Origin of the sequence: Nocardioides terrigena, from assembly GCF_003047265.1 — a bacterium.
Taxonomy (GTDB): Bacteria; Actinomycetota; Actinomycetes; order Propionibacteriales; family Nocardioidaceae; genus Nocardioides; species Nocardioides terrigena.
Genome location: NZ_PZYY01000004.1, coordinates 342,047 through 359,003 on the forward strand (window position 1 = coordinate 342,047; position 16,957 = coordinate 359,003).

Annotated in this window: 13 protein-coding genes and 1 tRNA gene; 5 read left to right on the forward strand and 9 right to left on the reverse strand. The window is 72.7% G+C overall.

Going from position 1 to position 16,957, the window contains the following annotated elements:
* Window positions 1-23 precede the first annotated feature (23 nt).
* On the forward strand, window positions 24-533 hold the full coding sequence (locus tag DAE25_RS10860; RefSeq protein WP_107766365.1) for a peptidylprolyl isomerase: 510 nt from the start codon (window positions 24-26) through the stop codon (window positions 531-533).
* Window positions 534-546: 13 nt separating this feature from the next.
* Window positions 547-1,476, forward strand: a complete 930-nt coding sequence (locus tag DAE25_RS10865; RefSeq protein WP_107766208.1) for a rhomboid family intramembrane serine protease — start codon at window positions 547-549, stop codon at window positions 1,474-1,476.
* 256 nt (window positions 1,477-1,732) lie between these two features.
* Here DAE25_RS10865 and DAE25_RS10870 read toward each other — a convergent pair whose 3' ends face one another.
* Window positions 1,733-2,185, reverse strand: coding sequence for a cell division protein CrgA (locus tag DAE25_RS10870; RefSeq protein ID WP_234410973.1), 453 nt, complete (start codon window positions 2,183-2,185; stop codon window positions 1,733-1,735).
* 72 nt (window positions 2,186-2,257) lie between these two features.
* On the opposite strand from DAE25_RS10870, the gene DAE25_RS10875 reads away from it, so the two are divergent.
* Window positions 2,258-3,052: a DUF881 domain-containing protein gene (locus DAE25_RS10875; protein ID WP_234410974.1), complete on the forward strand. Its 795-nt coding sequence runs from the start codon at window positions 2,258-2,260 to the stop codon at window positions 3,050-3,052.
* Between the two features lie 4 nt (window positions 3,053-3,056).
* Here DAE25_RS10875 and pknB read toward each other — a convergent pair whose 3' ends face one another.
* The 7 genes from pknB to DAE25_RS10910 all read right to left on the reverse strand — a co-directional run bounded on the left by pknB (window position 3,057) and on the right by DAE25_RS10910 (window position 11,674).
* Window positions 3,057-4,853, reverse strand: a complete 1,797-nt coding sequence (pknB, locus tag DAE25_RS10880) for a Stk1 family PASTA domain-containing Ser/Thr kinase (protein WP_107766210.1) — start codon at window positions 4,851-4,853, stop codon at window positions 3,057-3,059.
* A gap of 85 nt (window positions 4,854-4,938) precedes the next feature.
* On the reverse strand, window positions 4,939-6,348 hold the full coding sequence (locus DAE25_RS23870) for a serine/threonine-protein kinase (protein WP_234410975.1): 1,410 nt from the start codon (window positions 6,346-6,348) through the stop codon (window positions 4,939-4,941).
* On the reverse strand, window positions 6,345-7,805 hold the full coding sequence (locus DAE25_RS10890; protein ID WP_107766211.1) for a peptidoglycan D,D-transpeptidase FtsI family protein: 1,461 nt from the start codon (window positions 7,803-7,805) through the stop codon (window positions 6,345-6,347). The genes DAE25_RS23870 and DAE25_RS10890 overlap by 4 nt, the downstream gene beginning before the upstream one ends.
* Window positions 7,802-9,211, reverse strand: coding sequence for an FtsW/RodA/SpoVE family cell cycle protein (locus DAE25_RS10895; protein ID WP_107766212.1), 1,410 nt, complete (start codon window positions 9,209-9,211; stop codon window positions 7,802-7,804). Before DAE25_RS10895 ends, DAE25_RS10890 begins: the two co-directional genes overlap by 4 nt.
* Window positions 9,211-10,488: a PP2C family protein-serine/threonine phosphatase gene (locus DAE25_RS10900; protein WP_107766213.1), complete on the reverse strand. Its 1,278-nt coding sequence runs from the start codon at window positions 10,486-10,488 to the stop codon at window positions 9,211-9,213. Before DAE25_RS10900 ends, DAE25_RS10895 begins: the two co-directional genes overlap by 1 nt.
* Before the next feature lie 13 nt (window positions 10,489-10,501).
* The gene (locus DAE25_RS10905; protein ID WP_107766214.1) at window positions 10,502-10,978 is read right to left on the reverse strand and encodes an FHA domain-containing protein FhaB/FipA; all 477 of its coding nucleotides are present in this window, start codon (window positions 10,976-10,978) and stop codon (window positions 10,502-10,504) included.
* A 3-nt stretch (window positions 10,979-10,981) separates the two neighbouring features.
* Window positions 10,982-11,674: an FhaA domain-containing protein gene (locus DAE25_RS10910; RefSeq protein WP_107766215.1), complete on the reverse strand. Its 693-nt coding sequence runs from the start codon at window positions 11,672-11,674 to the stop codon at window positions 10,982-10,984.
* A gap of 148 nt (window positions 11,675-11,822) precedes the next feature.
* Here DAE25_RS10910 and DAE25_RS10915 point away from each other — a divergent pair.
* Window positions 11,823-11,908 (forward strand) — tRNA-Leu (locus DAE25_RS10915).
* 58 nt (window positions 11,909-11,966) lie between these two features.
* Here DAE25_RS10915 and DAE25_RS10920 read toward each other — a convergent pair.
* Window positions 11,967-12,875: a CHAD domain-containing protein gene (locus DAE25_RS10920; RefSeq protein WP_107766216.1), complete on the reverse strand. Its 909-nt coding sequence runs from the start codon at window positions 12,873-12,875 to the stop codon at window positions 11,967-11,969.
* Window positions 12,876-13,052: 177 nt separating this feature from the next.
* Here DAE25_RS10920 and DAE25_RS10925 point away from each other — a divergent pair, with 177 nt between their 5' ends.
* A complete protein-coding gene (locus DAE25_RS10925) occupies window positions 13,053-16,955 on the forward strand; it encodes a Pls/PosA family non-ribosomal peptide synthetase (RefSeq protein ID WP_107766367.1) in 3,903 nt (1,300 codons plus the stop codon).
* The last annotated feature ends 2 nt before the right edge of the window (window positions 16,956-16,957 follow it).

Consider the following 16,957-nt stretch of genomic DNA (forward strand, 5'->3'; position numbering starts at 1 on the left):
TCCTGACACGCGAGAGGCAGACCATGGCTGACACCAAGGCCACCCTGAAGACGAACAAGGGTGACATCGTCATCAACCTGTTCCCCAACCACGCGCCGGAGACGGTCGACAACTTCGTGGGCCTCGCCGAGGGCACCAAGGACTACACCACCGGCGACGGCAAGAGCGGTCCCTTCTACGACGGCCTCGGCTTCCACCGGGTCATCGAGGGCTTCATGATCCAGGGCGGGTGCCCGCAGGGCACCGGCACCGGCGGCCCGGGCTACACGTTCAAGGACGAGATCCACCCCGAGCTCGTCTTCGACAAGCCCTACCTGCTCGCCATGGCCAACGCCGGCCCGGGCACCAACGGCTCGCAGTTCTTCATCACCCTGGGCGCGACCCCGTGGCTCAACCGCAAGCACACGATCTTCGGCGAGGTGGCCGACCAGTCCTCGCGCGACGTCGTGGACGCGATCGGCACCACCCGCACCGGCGCGATGGACCGACCGGCCGAGCCGGTCACCATCGAGTCGGTCACCATCGAGCGCTGAGGCACCCACCCGCATGACCCAGCCGCCTTCCGGCGATCCCGCGGCCGGCGTCCCGACCTGTTATCGGCACGCCGGTCGCGAGACCTGGATCCGCTGCCAGCGCTGCGAGCGCCCCATCTGTCCTGACTGCATGCGGGACGCGGCCGTCGGCTTCCAGTGCCCCTCCTGCATCGCCGAGGGCGCACGGACGACACGCAGCATCCAGGCGCCGTACGGCGGGGCGCGCTCGGCCAACCCGGCTCTGACGTCGCTGGTGCTCATCGTCATCAACGTCGTGGTCTGGCTGGCGATCCAGGTCACCGGCCGGTCGTCCAGCGTGCTGGTCGACCGCCTCGGGCTGCGCCCCAACGGCGCCTGCGCCCCGGGCGACCAGTTCCTCTACGCCATCGAGCGTGGAGCGTGCGACGCCGTGGGCGGGCAGTTCCTCGTGGGCGTCTCCGACGGAGCGTGGTGGCAGCTGGTCACCAGCCAGTTCACCCACGTGCAGCTGTGGCACATCGCAGGCAACATGCTCGCCCTCTACGTCCTCGGCCCGCAGCTGGAGGCGGTCTTCGGACGCGTGCGCTTCCTGGCGATCTACCTGCTGTCCGGGCTGGCCGGCTCGGTCACGGTCCTGTGGCTCTCCCCGGAGCTCGGGCTGACCGTCGGTGCGTCCGGCGCGATCTACGGACTCTTCGGCGCCCTCGGGGTCGTCGCCCACAAGGTCGGCGGCGACCTGCGCAGCCTGTTCGCGCTGCTGGCCATCAACATCTTCATCACCTTCGCGGTGCCCAACATCTCCTGGCAGGGGCACCTCGGCGGCCTCGTCGGCGGCGCCCTCATCGCCGCCCTGCTGGTCTACGCGCCCCGGGAGCGCCGCGCCCTCGTCCAGTGGACCGGCATGGCGCTGCTGACCGTGTCGTTGCTCGCGCTGACGACCGTCCGCACGCTCGCCCTGGGCTGAGCCGGACGCCGCACCCCGCTCGCCGCGCATGACGCCCGGCGGTCGTCGCGACCCGCCGCTGTATGAATCACAGCGGCGGGTATTCGCGCGCCCACTCCATCCACAGGTGTGGAATCACCTGTGGATAACTACAGGCGTGTAATTCTCCACAGGTTGTCCCCAGACTGGGGAAATCGGTCGGGGAGACGCCCGGAAATGACGCCGGCGCCGACCCCCTGGCGGGAGCCGGCGCCGGTGCGCTCGACGAGGGGGAGGGTCACTCCCAGCGGGTCGCGAAGGTGAACCCGACCGCCATGAAGGCGATGCCGACCGCGAGGTTCCACTGGCCCAGGTCGTTCATGACCGGGAGCCCCGACAGGTCGTTGGAGAAGACGTAGAAGGTGCAGATCCACAGCAGGCCGATGAGGAAGCAGCCGAGCATGCCGATCACGACGCCCCGGCCGCGACCCAGCGGGGTGGAGGGGTGCGCCGAGATGGCCAGGCCGACCATGATCAGGCCGAAGCCGATGGCGTAGTTCCACAGGCCGAGGTCGGCGATCGCCTTGGGCGAGCCCTCCTCCGCCGGGAAGACGGCGGGGTCGGGCCGGACACCGAGGTAGTAGTAGAGGATCCAGCCGATCCCGGCCGCGATGAGCAGCAGTGCGACGACGAACCTCACGGAGAAGACCTTCGCCGGGCTGTCGACGAACGCCTCGCTGGACTTGGGCACGACCACTCCTCGTAGCTCACGAACTGGGGCGATGGGACGTCAGGCGCCCACCGGGGGGTTAGCGTAGTCGTCATGTCCGCCCAGCCCGATTCGCGCCCCGACGAGGACGCCGCGCGCGCCCGTCGTCGGCGCCTCGTGTGGCGGGTCGGGACTCCCGCGATGTTCATCCTGTGCGGGGCGCTCTTCGCGGTCAGCGCCGAGCACAGCGGCGGCACCGACCTGCGCGGTGGCAGCTACACCGACCTGGCGTCGGTCGTGCAGGCCGAGCGCAACGACACCAACGAGCTCACCGACGAGGTCGCCGACCTCACCGCGGAGATCGAGACCCTCACCGCCGGGCTCGGCGACCGGACGGTCAACCGCTACCAGGACGAGATCGACACCCTGGTCGACCCGGCCGGCCTCACCCCGCGCACCGGCCCCGCGGTCAAGGTGACGCTCACCGACGCCCCCCAGGACCTCATCGAGACCACCGACCGCGACCAGAACGACCTCGTCGTCCACCAGCAGGACATCCAGGCCGTCGTCAACGCCATGTGGCGGGCGGGGGCCACTGCGGTCACCCTCCAGGGGCAGCGCGTCATCTCCACCACGGGCATCAAGTGCGAGGGCAACTCCGTCACCCTGCACGGCGTGCCCTACTCCCCGCCGTACGAGATCGTCGGGATCGGCGCGCAGGAGGACATCCTGGCCTCGCTGGAGGACGACCGGTACCTCGACGTCTACCGCGAGTACGCCGCCGACCCCACGGGCGGGGTGGGCTACGACGTGGTCACGCTGCCGCGGGTGACCGCGCCGGCCTACGAGGGCCTGCTCGACCTGACCTGGGCGACCCCGATGGCCACGCCCAGCCAGGACAACAGCTGACCCCTCAGGGCGTACGCCGCCCGGCCGGGGTGGTCGGCGGGGTCTCGGTGGGCGTCTCCGTCGGCGTCTCCGTGGGGGCGGGCGTCTCCGTCGGGGTCTCGGTCGGAGTCTCCGTGGGCGTCTCGGTCGGCGGCGGCTCCTCGAAGGCGGACACGAAGATGATCACCGTGTCGCCCCGGTCGGCCTCGCCGCCGGCGCTGGGGAACTGGTCGACGACCTCGCCCTTGGGAGCGGTGGAGGTGGAGTCGGTGCGGACCTCGACCTCGAAGCCGGCCTGCCGCAGGGTCCGGGTCGCCTCGCCCTGCCGGAGCCCGACCACCGAGGGGACCGACTCGGGGCCGTCGGAGACCGACATCGTCACGGTCGTGCCCTCGGCGACCGACTGGCCGGCGGCGGGGTCGGTGGAGATGACCTGGCCCTGGGGCTCGTCGGACTCCACCTCGGTCGCGGTGACCTTGAGGCCCGCGGCCAGGAGCACGTCGCGGGCGGTGGCCCGTGGCTGCCCCACGACGAAGGGCACCTGCACGTCGGGCCTGCCGGACGAGACCACCAGGTCCACCTCGGTGCCGGGCTCGACGAAGACGTCGCGGTTGGGTTCCTGCCGGATGACCTCGTCGGCGGGGGCGTCGTCGGACGCCTGCCGGGTGACCCGTCCGACGGCGAGGCCGGCCTCGCCGATGGCCAGCCGCGCCTCGTCCTCGGTGAGGCCCACGAGCGCGGGGACCGGGTCGCGCTGGACCTCCTCCTCGAACAGGCTCGGGAGGACGTACGCCGCGCCGGCGATGGCCGCGATGACCAGCAGGCCGAGCAGCACCATCAGCGCCATGCGTCCGCGGGGCCGGTCCTCGTCCTGCGGGGGAACGGCCGCGGCGGCCGGGATCGTCGTGGTGGCATCGACCGGCGGCACCACCTCGGTGGGCGCCACCGGAGGCGGAGCGGCCTGGATCGGGTGACCGGCGAGGTAGCGCTCGATGTCCTGTCGCATCGCCGCGGCGCTCTGGTAGCGGTCCTCGACCCGCTTGGCCAGCGACTTGAGCACGATCGCGTCGATCTCGGGGTCGAGCTCCTGGTCGTGGTCCGACGGCGGGGAGGGCTGCTCGCGCACGTGCTGGTAGGCGACGGCCACCGGGCTGTCGCCGACGAACGGCGGGCGTCCGGTGAGGAGCTCGTAGAGGAGGCAGCCGGTGGAGTAGACGTCCGAGCGGGAGTCGACCGTCTCGCCGCGGGCCTGCTCGGGGGAGAGGTACTGCGCGGTGCCGACCACGGCCGCGGTCTGGGTCATCGTCGAGGACGCGTCGGAGACGGCCCGGGCGATGCCGAAGTCCATGACCTTGACGTCGCCGCCGGGGGTCAGCATGACGTTGCCGGGCTTGATGTCGCGGTGGATGATCCCCGCGCGGTGGCTGTAGTCGAGCGCCGCGAGCACGTCGCTGGTGATCTCGAGCGCGCGCTCGGGCAGGATCTTGCGGCCCTCGCGCACGATGTCGCGCAGCGTCCGCCCCTGCACGCACTCCATGACGATGTAGGGCTGGGCGACGTCGGAGCCGTCGGTGGACATCTCCTCGCCGGTGTCGTAGACCGACACGATCGCGGGGTGGTTGAGCGAGGCCGAGCTCTGCGCCTCCCGGCGGAAGCGCGCCTGGAACGTCGCGTCGCTGGCGAGGTCGGTGCGCAGCCGCTTGACCGCGACCGTGCGCCCGAGCCGGGTGTCCCGGCCCTTGCGCACCTCGGCCATGCCGCCGCGGCCCAGCAGCTCGCCGAGCTCGTAGCGGCCGCCGATCACGGTCGGCTCGTTGCTCATCGTCGCCCTCTCGCTGCGTTGGTGGTCAAGCTGGTGGTCAGGCCGGTGTTCTGGCTGGTGGTGGTCAGGCTGGTCACGTGGTCCATCAGGTCGGACTGCCCGTCGGCGTCTCGGTGGGAGCCGGCTCGGTCGGCGCCGGCGTCGTCGGCTCGGTCTCGGTAGGAGCCGGCTCGGTGGGAGTGGTCTCGGTCGGCGTCGGCTCGGTCTCCGTGGGAGTCGGCTCGGTCGTCGGCTCGCTGGGGCTGTCCGTCGGCGTCTGGGTCGGTGTCTCCGAGGTCGGCGTCTCGGACGGCGGCTCGGAGGTGGTCTCGCTCGGGGTCCGGCTGGGCGTCTGCGACGGGGTCGGCTGCTCCGGCTCGTCGTCGGGGGTCGTGTCGTCACCCAGCGCCTGCATCAGGACGAGCGCGGCCACGACCAGCGCGAGGGCCAGCAGCACCCACGGCAGCCAGCCCGGCAGGCCGCGCCGGGGACGGTCGTCGGCCGGCGGGGAGGGCGGCACGGGGGCAGGGGAGGCCTGGGAGGCGGCCGGCACCGGCGCGATGACCTGCGTCCTGGTCGGCTCGTCGTCGTCCGGGAGCCCGGCCACCACCGGGGCGACCACGGTCGCGGCACCCGCGGAGGCGGCGGCACCGGCGGGGTCCCGCAGGGCGGCCGCAAAGGCCTCGCCGTCGGCGTACCGCTCGGCCGGGTCCTTGGCCATCGACCGCCGCACCACCGCGGCGAGGTCGGCCGGGACCGTGTCGGGCAGGTCGGGGACCGGCTCGCGGAGGTGGGCGATGGCGGTGGCCACCGGGGTGTCGGCGAGGAAGGGCTTGCGACCGGCGAGGCACTCGAAGGCGACCACGCCGAGGGCGTAGACGTCGGAGGCCGCGGTGGCGCGCTTGCCCTCTGCCTGCTCGGGCGAGATGTAGGCCGGCGTGCCCATCACCTGGCCGGTCTCGGTGAGGGACATGCCCTCGGCGGCGCGGGCGATCCCGAAGTCGGTCACCTTGGTGCGACGGTCCGGGGTGATGATCAGGTTGCCGGGCTTGACGTCGCGGTGCACGATCCCGGTCGCGTGGGCGGCACCGAGCGCCACCGCGGCCTGGCCGAGCAGGTCGCGCACGACCTCGGGGTCCATCGGGGCGTCGGGACGCAGCAGGTTGGACAGCGGCTGGCCCTCGACCAGCTCCATCACGAGGAACGGCCGCGGCGTGGTCGAGCCGTCGACCGGGGAGGCCTCGCCGAAGTCGAAGACGCTGGCGATGCCGGGGTGGTGCAGCGAGCCGGCGTGCCGGGCCTCGGTCTCGAAGCGGGTGCGGAAGAGCGCGTCGTCGGCGTACTCCGGCTTGAGCACCTTGACCGCGACCGGGCGCGACAGCACCGTGTCGGTGCCGCGCCAGACCTCGCCCATGCCGCCGGTGGCGATCCGCGAGGTGAGGGCGTAGCGGTGGGCGTCGTCGGCGTAGCGGTCCGGCGTGTCGCCGGCGGAGGGCCCGGTGGGAGGAGTCGTCACGGGTTGAGCACCGCCTCCATGACGGCCTTGGCGATCGGGCCGCCGAGGCGACCGCCGGCGATGTCGCCGGGGGCCGTGTTGCTGGACTGCACGAGCACCGCGACGGCGACCTTGGGGTCGTCGGCGGGGGCGAACGAGGTGAACCAGGCGTACGGCGGCCGCGAGTCGGTCGACTCGGCGGTGCCGGTCTTGCCGGCCACCCGCACGCCGGGGATCGCCGCGGCGAACGCCGTGCCCTCGTCGACCGTCGCCACCATCATCTCGGTGAGGTCGTCGGCGGTGCTCACGGAGACGGCCTGGGAGAGCTCGGACTCCTCGGTCTTGTCCAGCAGCGAGAGGTTGGGCGCGCGGACCTCGTCGACGACGTAGGGCCGCATGACCACGCCGTCGTTGGCGATGCCGGCCGAGACCAGGGCCATCTGGAGCGGGGTCGCGGTGACGCTCGCCTGGCCGATGCCCGACAGCGCGGTCTGCGGCGGGTCCATGTCGGGCGGGTACAGCGAGCGGGCCTGGCCGTCGAGGTCCTCGAGCGAGGTCGCGTTGAAGCCGAACTTCTCGGCCTGCTCGGTCATCGCCTCGATGCCCAGCTCGTCGGCCAGGGAGAGGAAGGTGACGTTGCAGGAGACCTGGAGCGCCTGGGTCAGGGTGATCCGGTTGCCGCCGCAGTCGCCGCCGCCCTGGTTGCCGACCTTGGTCGTCGACTGCGGGAGCTGGTACGACGTGCCGCCGGGCACGATCGACTCGGCGTCGTAGTCGCCGGACTCGATCGCGGCGGCCGCGGTCACCAGCTTGAAGGTCGACCCCGGGGGCAGCGTGGTGCCGATGCTGCGGTTGATGAGCGGCTCGGCCGGGTCCTGCTCGAGCTGCTGGAAGGTCTCGGTCAACGAGCCGAAGTCGTGCGTCGCCAGGGTGTTGGGGTCGTACGTCGGGTTGGAGACCATCGCGAGGACCTTGCCGGTGGCCGGCTCGACGGCCACCACGGCGCCCTGCACGTCCTCGCCCAGCGCACGCAGCCCCTCGTACGCCGCGGTCTGGGCCTCGGGGTCGATGGTCAGCTGGACGTTGCCGCCCTTGGGGTCGGTGTTGCTGAGCATGTCGACCAGCCGGGTGACGAAGAGTCGCGAGTCGTCGCCGGAGAGCACGTCGTTCTGCGAGCGCTCGATGCCGGACTGGCTGAAGTAGGAGAAGTACCCGGTGAGGGGGGCGTACTTGAAGGGCTGGGGGTAGACGCGCTGGAAGTCGTAGGCGTCGTCGCTGGGCACGCTGCGCGCGACCGGGTCCTTGCCGACGAGGATCGCGCCGCGCTCGCGGGAGAACGCCGCGTTGATCACGCGGCGGTTCTGCGGGTCCTCGGTGAGCTCTCCCGAGCGGACGTACATGAGGTAGGTCGCGTTGAGCATGAGGGCGAGGAAGAGCACGAGGCAGAAGAGGGAGATCGTGCGGATCGGCTTGTTCACTTCAGCTTCACCACCTGGGTCGACTCGCTGTCGGAGCCGGTGTCGGAGTCGGCCTCGCTGAGGCGCGGGGCGGGGCGTCGGGCCTGGTCGGAGATGCGCAGCAGGAGCGCGATCACCACCCAGTTGGCCACCAGCGACGATCCGCCGTAGGACAGGAAGGGCGTGGTGAGACCGGTGAGCGGGATCAGGCCGGTGACGCCGCCCACGACCACGAAGACCTGCAGGGCGAAGATGCTGCCCAGGCCGACGGCCATCAGCTTGCCGAAGCCGTCGCGGGAGATCAGCGCGATGCGCAGCGCCCGCTCGACGATGAGTCCGTAGCAGAGGATGACGGCCAGGACCGCGGTCAGCCCGAGCTCCTCTCCGATGGCCGGGACGATGAAGTCGGACTCGGCGTACGGGATCCGGCAGGGCGCACCCTCACCGAAGCCCCGGCCGATGAGGCCGCCCCAGCCCATCCCGAACAGGCCCTCGACCAGCTGGCCCGAGCCGGGGCTCTGGTCGTAGTAGGCCATCGGGTCGAGCCAGATGTTGACGCGGTTCTGGACGTGGCCGAAGGCCTGCCAGCCGGCGAACGCCCCGGCGGCGAACAGGGCCGTGCCCACCACCAGCCAGCCCGGTCGCTCGGTGGCGACGTACAGCATGATCAGGAAGATCCCGAAGAACAGCAGCGAGGAGCCGAGGTCGCGCTGGAAGACCAGGATGAACATGCTGACCGCCCACATGCCCAGGATCGGGCCGAGGTCGCGACCGCGCGGCAGGTCGATGAAGAGGACCCGGCGCCCGGCCAGGGCCAGCGCGTCGCGGTGCAGCACGAGGTAGCCGGCGAAGGCGATGACCAGCAGCACCTTGGCGACCTCGCCGGGCTGGAAGCTGAACGGGCCGACCGAGATCCAGATCTTGGCGCCGTTGACCGTGTTGCCGATGATCGGGACCATCGGCAGCAGCAGCAGCACGATCGCGGCCAGGCCGGTCGTGTAGGTCAGGCGCTGGAGCAGGCGGTGGTCGCGCAGCAGCCCGAGGGTGGCGACGAAGAGCACCACGCCCAGCGTCATCCAGATGAGCTGCTGGCGGGCGAAGGTGTCGTTGTCGACGCACTGGGCGGTGTTGTCGAGGTCGAGGCGGTGGATCACCGCCAGGCCGAGGCCGTTGAGGGCTGCGACGACGGGCAGCAGCACCGGGTCGGCGTACGGCGCGAAGATGCGGACCGCGACGTGGGCGACCACGATGAGCGCCGTCAGCCACCCGCCGTAGCCGACGATGTCGGCCGGGATCGTGCCCTCCATCCCGAGGCCGACGGCGGCGTAGGCGCCGATGCCGACCGCGAGGGCGAGCAGGAGCAGGAAGAGCTCCGCGCCCCGACGGCGTCGGTGCACGAACCCCATCAGGGTGTGGTCCTGGCTCATCAGCCCGTGCTCGTCTCGGTGGGCACGTCCTGACGGGCGGCGTAGTTGTCCACCGTCGCGCGGGCGTCGTCGAGGTCCCGGGCCTCGATGCCCTCGGCCACCTGCTCGGCGTCGATCTCGCTCAGGTTGGCGAGGTCGACGTCGGTGACCTCGTAGGGGTGCGAGATCTCGATGCCGGGGATCTCGGCGTTGAGGCCGCGGAAGATCGTCACCCGGTCGTCGGAGACACCGACGTAGAACTGCTGCTGGCTCCAGGACCACATGGCCGCCAGGGCCACCCAGATGACGCCGAGGAGCACGGCGAGGGCGAGCAGGCGCTTGAGCCAGGTGTGCCGGGTCGGCGGACGCGGGGCGTAGCGCTGGGCCTCGCGGTCGATCGGGTCGGAGGGGATGACGTGCATGTCGGCCGGCAGGTCGTCCGGCACCGGGTCGATCTCGCCGGTGTCGCCGGAGCGGTGGCCCCGGAAGAGGCCGCGGCCCGTGACGCCGCCGGTCGACTTGCGGGGCAGGTCGGCGGCCGCGCCCACCAGCAGGGGCTGGAGGTCGGGGTCGGGCTCGGTGTCGATGACGTCGGCGACCACGCAGGTGACGTTGTCGCTGCTCCCGGCCTCGAGGCTGGCGCGGACCAGCTCGACGGCGGCGTAGTCGGGGGTGCCGGTGGCGAGGATGTCGGCCATCCGGGCGTCGTCGAGGGTGCCGCACGCACCGTCGCTGCACAGGAAGATGCGGTCCCCGACCTCGAGGGGGACCTCGAAGAGGTCGGGCTCCTCGTGCCGGACGCCGTCGAGCGCCTTGAGGATGAGGTTGCGGTGCGGGTGCACGCGCGACTCCTCCTCGCTGATGCGCCCCTCGTCGATCAGGCTCTGGACAAAGGTGTGGTCGTGGGTCAGCTGGCGCAGCTCGCCGCCGCGGAACAGGTAGCCGCGGCTGTCGCCGAGGTGACCGACGCCGAGCCGGCTGCCGTCGAAGAGCGCCACGGTGGCCGTGGTGCTGGTGCCGCTGAGCTCGGGGTCCTCCTCGACGAGCTCGCCGATCCGGTCGTCGGCCCGGTGGATCGCACCGGCGACCAGGGCGAGCAGGTCGTCGGTCGGCTCGGCGTCGAGCTTGCGCAGCTGCTGGACGGCGGTGCTGCTGGCCAGGTCGCCGCGCGCCGCTCCACCGACGCCGTCGCACACCGTGAGCAGCCAGGGTCCGGCGTAGCCGGAGTCCTGGTTGTCGCGGCGCACGCGGCCGACGTCGGAGATGGCGCTGTACGCCAGGTGCAGCGGTCCGGTCATGGGGAGGAGGTCCCTACTTCCGCAGCTCGAGGATGGTCTTGCCGATGCGCACCTGGATGCCGAGGCCGATGGTCGTCGGCTGCGTGATGCGCACCGAGCCGACGTAGGTGCCGTTGGTCGAGCCGAGGTCCTCCACGAACCACTCGTCGCCGCTGGCGGCCACCCGGGCGTGGCGGGTCGAGACGTAGTCGTCGTCGAGGCGGATCGCCGCGTCGCTGCCGCGTCCGATCAGCAGGGGGGCGTCCTCGAGCTCGGCGCGGGCACCGGTGTTGTCGCCCTCGACCACGATCAGGTGGGTGGGCGAGCCGCGGCGGCGCGACGGGGACTTGGCCTTGGACTTGCCGCGGGCGGGAGCGGCCCCGCCACGGGCGGTCTCGGGCACGCGGGCGCCGAACATGTCGGAGCGGATCACCGAGATCGCGGACAGCACGAAGATCCACAGGATCGCGAGGTAGGCGAAGCGGATGAGGAACAGGGTGAGCTCGGACACGACCTAGCCCTCCTCGGTGACGCGCACCGTCATGGTGGTGTGGCCGATCTTGACCTCGCTGCCGTCGCGCAGGCCGGCCCGGCCGACCTTGGCGCCGTTGACGAGCATGCCGTTGGTGGAGCCGAGGTCGACGACCTCGAGGTCCTCGCCGTTGACCATGAACTCGATGTGCCGGCGGCTCACGCCGGGGTCGTTGATGCGCAGGTCGGCCTCGGTGCCGCGCCCGACGACGAGGCCGGGGGCGCGCAGCGGGTGGCGGGTGCCGTTGACCTCGAGGACGGCCCGCGCGGCCCGGGTGCGGGTGCGCTGGTCGTTGTCGGTGACGCTGGCCTCGGCGCGGCTCAGGATGCGGAAGCGACCGGTCGTCAGGTCGTCGGCCGCCTCGAAGTCGACGTGCACCGGCCCGGTGAAGACGTAGCCCTGGGCGTCGGCGTGGTCCTTGAGCTGGTCCACGAGCTCGCGCTCCATCGCGTCGTCGTAGCCCTGCAGGCGCTCGAGGTCGACGCCGGCGAGCTGCACGAGGAACCGGTTGGGCACCAGTCGACGGTCGCGGCTCATGATCTGCGCGTTGTTGTCGCACTCGCGCTGGAGCGCCGCGGCGATCTCGACGGGCTGCACCGCGCTGCGGAACGCGCGGGCGAACACCCCGGAGATCATCTGCTCGAGCCTGCGCTCGAATCGCTGCAGTGCATTCACGTCGTGCGCCTCCTCTCGACGGCCGTCGGGTCTGGCCGATCGTACTGTCAGGGGACCGGCCGTCCGGGCACCACCGCGGCCGAACGCCGCCCCGGGACGGCGATTGTGACGCCTCCGCGGCCGTGGGATAGCCTTGCCCTCGCTTCACGCGCGAGTGGCGGAACGGCAGACGCGCTGCGTTCAGGTCGCAGTGTCCGAAAGGGCGTGGGGGTTCAAATCCCCCCTCGCGCACCACCACGAAGGCCCCGGGTCACCCCGGGGCCTTCGGTGCGTCCGGGGGCCTTGGGAGTCGTCAGCGCATCCAGGACCGCAACGACGTCCGGTCGACATCGCGGAGCACGCGCCGGAGGTCGTCGCGGGCCGCCTCGAGCGCGACGGCCTGGGCGTCGCGGACGCTCGCCAGGACGCGGGCCTCATCGCCGTCGAGCTCGAGGCGGAGGGGTGCGTCGACCAGGAACTCGTGCACGAGGACCCGGTCCTGGTGGTCGCCGAGCTCCCGCTGCACACGCTTGGCCGTCTTCGCCAGGCGTCTGGTCCGACGGCCGAGCACCTCGGTCAGCGACTCGGCGACGTAGCGGGCGCGCTTGCTCGCCTTGCGGGCCTCGTGGAGGAGGTCGTCCGCGGTGGCGCCTCCGGTCGGGTCCAGGGCGGCGCGGGCGCGTCGGCGGAAGCGGGACCACTCGGAGCGCAGCAGCGGCACCAGGACCTCGTCGGCCGGTCGGTGCGCCGCGGGCAGCCACGGGGGGAGGTCGGCGAGGCGCTCGAGGCCTCGCGTGAGCTCGTCGTACGCCGGGTCGTCGAGGTGGTCGATCGCGCGCTGCCAGGTCTCGTGCGAGGCCGGCTCGAGCAGCTGACCGAGCCGATCGTGCACGCGGGACGCGGCCGCGCCCTCGCTGCCGGCGAAGAGGGCGTCGACCTGGCGGCGCACGACGACCGCGTCCTGGGCAGGCCCGACGGCCCGGGCGGTGCGCTGCAGGTCGTCGACCAGGATGCGACAGGTCCGGGCGTCGAGCAGCGGCTCGAAGCCGGACAGGTCGCTCCGCAGCCTCCGGGTCGCCACCCGGAAGCGGTGGACCGCACCGGGAGCGTGCGCGCGGACGTCGATCTCCCGCGACCGCAGGTCGGCCAGCTGGCGACCCAGCCCCGGCGTGAGGGCCTCCGCCGCGGTCGTGGGGCGGCGCGTCGTGTCCTGGCTGATCATGCGGGCGGACCTCACCGGGCTCTCCGTGTGGTGCGAGATCCGGCGTGATCCGGTCGCGTCACGCACGGTAGCGACCGGAGGTGAACACACCGGCGCGGTGACCACGAGTCGCGCACGGAGGGCCGCCACTCGCTGGACGTCCCCCCGTTGTTCACCTCCCTGCACGAGACTCCGTGGGTGTCAGCGCCCACTCCGTCGCACCCCGCGAGCGCCGACGACCGCCTGCTGCGCGCGGTTGCAGCCCCGCCGGAGCGCACGCTCGTCGACGTCTTCGAGGCCACGCTCGCCGCCGCCCCCGAGGCGCGGGCCCTCGACAACGGTGCCGAGCAGCTGACCTACGGGGAGTTCGCGGACGCGGCGCTGGCCCTCGCCGACGACCTCAACGCCGTGGGGGTGGGGCGTGGTGACCGGGTCGGGGTCCGGATCAAGTCCGGCACCCCCGACCTGTACGTCGCGATCATGGGGGTGCTCCTCGCCGGGTCGGCGTACGTCCCGGTGGACGCCGAGGACCCCGACGACCGGGCCCGGCTCGTGTTCGGTGAGGCGGGGGTGGCCGCCGTCGTCGGCAACGACCTGGCCGTCGCCCTGCGCCGACCACCTGCCCCGGCGAGGACCGACGGACCGGTGGTCCCCGACGACGACGCGTGGGTGATCTTCACGTCGGGATCCACCGGTACGCCGAAGGGCGTGGCCGTGTCGCACCGGTGCGCCGCCGCCTTCGTCGACGCCGAGTCGCGACTGTTCCTCCGGGACGACCCGCTGGGGACGCACGACCGGGTGATGGCCGGGCTGTCGGTCGCCTTCGACGCATCGTGCGAGGAGATGTGGCTCGCCTGGGCGCAGGGCGCCTGCCTGGTCCCGGCACCGAGGTCCCTGGTCCGCAGCGGTGTGGACGTCGGGCCGTGGCTGCTCGCCAACGACATCACCGTCGTGTCCACCGTCCCGACGCTGGTCACCCTGTGGCCCACCGAGTCCCTGGCCGCGGTCCGTCTCCTCATCCTCGGTGGAGAGGCCTGCCCACCCGAGATCGGAGCCCGCCTGGCCCACGACGGGCGTGAGGTCTGGAACACCTACGGGCCCACCGAGGCGACCGTCGTCTCGTGCGGCGCGCGGCTGGGCCCGGACGGGCCGGTGCGGATCGGGCTGCCGCTCGACGGCTGGGACCTCGCCGTCGTGGACGCGGAGGGTCGGCCGGTGCCCCCCGGGGCCGTCGGCGAGCTGATCATCGGAGGAGTCGGTCTGGCTCGCTACCTGGATGCGGACAAGGACGCCGAGAAGTACGCCCCGATGCCGTCGCTGGGCTGGACCCGCGCCTACCGCAGCGGGGACCTGGTGCGCGACGACGGCCACGGGCTGCTCTTCGAGGGCCGCGCCGACGACCAGGTCAAGCTCGGTGGCCGGCGCATCGAGCTCGGCGAGGTCGACAGCGTGCTGCTCCGGCTGCCCGGCGTGCGAGGTGCGGCGGCCGCCGTGCGGAGGACGCAGGCGGGCAACACCCTGCTGGTGGGCTACGTCCAGGTGGACGAGACCTTCCACGCCCCGACCGCCCTCGCCCTGTTGCGGGAGTCGCAGCCCGCGGCGCTCGTCCCCCGGTTGGCGACCGTCGGGTCGCTGCCGACCAAGACCTCGGGAAAGGTGGACCGGGACGCCCTCCCGTGGCCGCTTCCCGACGGGGCCGACGACACCCGTGCGCACGACGAGCTCACCGGGACCGGTGCGTGGGTCGCGGAGCTGTGGGGCGAGGTCATCGGGGCCACCCCGCGCTCGGGCGACGACGACTTCTTCGACCTCGGCGGGGGCAGCCTCACCGCCGCCCAGATCGTGTCGAAGCTGCGCAGCCGCCACCCCGAGACGACGGTCGCCGACATCTACGAGCACCCGACCCTGGCCGGCCTGGCCGGGGCGCTCGACGCCATGGCGGCGCCCGCGTCCCGCACCGACCGGCACGTGCGGCCCACCCCCACCAAGACCCAGCGGGGGCAGCTCGCCTTCAGCCTGCCGCTGCGCACGATCACGGGACTGCGCTGGCTGACCTGGGTCGCGATCGGCAACAACGTCGCCACCTGGCTCCTCGGGACCACCTACCTCGAGCCGGTGCCGTGGCTCGCGGTCGTGATCGGCTGGTTGCTGCTGATCACGCCGCTGGGTCGCATGGGCACCACCGTCCTGGGTGCGCGTCTCCTGCTGCGCGGAGTACGTCCGGGGACCTACCCGCGCGGCGGCAGGATCCACCTCCGGGTGTGGCTGGCCGAGCGGCTGGCCGACGAGTGCGGTGCGGTCAACCTCTCCGGGGCTCCCTTCATCCAGCTCTACGCGAGGGCCCTGGGAGCCCGGGTCGGCCGGGACGTCGACCTGCACTCGGTGCCCCCGGTGACCGGATTCCTGACCCTGGGGGACGGGTGCTCGGTCGAGCCGGAGGTCGACCTGACCGGGCACTGGCTGGACGGCGACGTGCTGCACGTCGGCTCCGTCGAGGTCGGCCCCGGTGCCCGCATCGGGACGCGCAGCACCCTGGGCCCGGGCGCCCAGGTGGGTCGCGACGCGGAGGTGGCGCCGGGGTCGTCCGTCCACGGTGCCGTCCCGCAGCGGGAGTTCTGGTCGGGCTCGCCCGCCGAGCGGGTGTCCGAGGCGCGGGGGCCGTGGTCCTCGGAGCGTCCCCCGCGGCGTACGTCGTGGGCCGTGGCGTACGGCGCCACCGCCCTCGGCATCGCGTCGCTGCCGCTCGTCGCCCTGGCCTGCGGACTGCTCGTCCTGCTCCCCTCCCTGGACGGAGCCACCGCCCTCGGCGACGCGGCCACGGGTGTCCTGCTCCTGCTCCCGGTCGCCGCCGCCGTCACCCTCGTCGTGCTCGCCGCCCTCGTCCTGGTCGCGGTGCGCCTGGCCGGCCTCGGGCTGCGACCGGGACACCACCCGGTCCACAGCAGGCCCGCGCTGCAGGCCTGGGCGACCCTCCGCGTCCTCGACGAGGCGCGCACCTGGCTCTACCCGCTGTACGCCAGCACCCTCACCCCGTGGTGGCTCCGGCGCCTCGGTGCCCGGGTGGGCACCAACGTCGAGGCCTCGACGGTCCTGCTGATCCCCGGGCTCACCACCATCAACGACCAGGCGTTCCTGGCCGACGACACCCTGATCGGCAGCTACGAGCTCGGCGGGGGGTGGCTGCGGGTGGAGAAGGTCAAGATCGGCAAGCGGGCGTTCGTCGGCAACTCGGGGATGGCGGCCGCCGGCCGCAAGGTCCCCAAGCGGGCCCTGGTGGCCGTCCTGTCGGCGGCGCCCCGTCGTACGCAGGCCGAAGCAGGCTCCTCGTGGCTCGGCAGCCCGCCGACCCGGCTGCGCCGGGCGAGCGACGACGTGGACGACAGTCGCACCTACGACCCCCCGACCCGGCTGCGGGTGGCCCGCGCCGCCGTGGAGGCCTGTCGGTTGGTGCCCGTGGTCGTGGCCGCGGCGATCGGGCTCGGCCTCGTGGTGGCCCTGGAGGTGCTCCTCGACCGGACGCACGTGGTCGTGGCCGCCGCGGCCTCGGGGGCCCTGCTGATGGTGGCCGGGCTCGTCGCCGCCGCGACGGCGACCGCGGCCAAGTGGCTCCTCGTGGGCCGGCACCGGGCCGAGGACCGACCGCTGTGGAGCTCGTTCGTCTGGCGCAACGAGCTGGCCGACGCGTTCATCGAGCTGGTGGCCGCCCCGTGGTTCGCCCGGCCCGCCACCGGCACCCCGGCCCTCAACGCGTGGCTGCGCTCCCTGGGCGCCACCGTCGGGCGCGGCGTGTGGTGCGAGACCTACTGGCTCCCCGAGCCGGACCTCGTCGAGCTGCGCGACGGGGCCACCGTCAACGCGGGCTGCGTGGTGCAGACCCACCTCTTCCACGACCGCGTCATGAGCATGGACAAGGTCGTTCTGCGGCGGGGCTCGACGCTCGGTCCCAACAGCGTCGTGCTGCCCGCGGCGACCATCGGACGGGACGCTACGGTGGGCCCGGTGTCGTTGGTGATGAGGGGTGAGCTGGTGCCTGACAAGACCCGCTGGGTGGGCAACCCCATCGGTCCGTGGCTCGACGACGCGCCCCACCCGGACGCATGAGG

What these genes read in the sequence shown, in the direction of transcription:
- DAE25_RS10860 (WP_107766365.1), top strand. Translation starts at nt 24, where the DNA reads ATGGCTGACACCAAGGCCACCCTGAAGACGAACAAGGGTGACATCGTC.
- DAE25_RS10865 (WP_107766208.1), top strand. Translation starts at nt 547, where the DNA reads ATGACCCAGCCGCCTTCCGGCGATCCCGCGGCCGGCGTCCCGACCTGT.
- DAE25_RS10875 (WP_234410974.1), top strand. Translation starts at nt 2,258, where the DNA reads ATGTCCGCCCAGCCCGATTCGCGCCCCGACGAGGACGCCGCGCGCGCC.
- pknB (WP_107766210.1), bottom strand. Translation starts at nt 4,853, where the DNA reads ATGAGCAACGAGCCGACCGTGATCGGCGGCCGCTACGAGCTCGGCGAG.
- DAE25_RS10895 (WP_107766212.1), bottom strand. Translation starts at nt 9,211, where the DNA reads ATGAGCCAGGACCACACCCTGATGGGGTTCGTGCACCGACGCCGTCGG.
- DAE25_RS10900 (WP_107766213.1), bottom strand. Translation starts at nt 10,488, where the DNA reads ATGACCGGACCGCTGCACCTGGCGTACAGCGCCATCTCCGACGTCGGC.
- DAE25_RS10920 (WP_107766216.1), bottom strand. Translation starts at nt 12,875, where the DNA reads ATGATCAGCCAGGACACGACGCGCCGCCCCACGACCGCGGCGGAGGCC.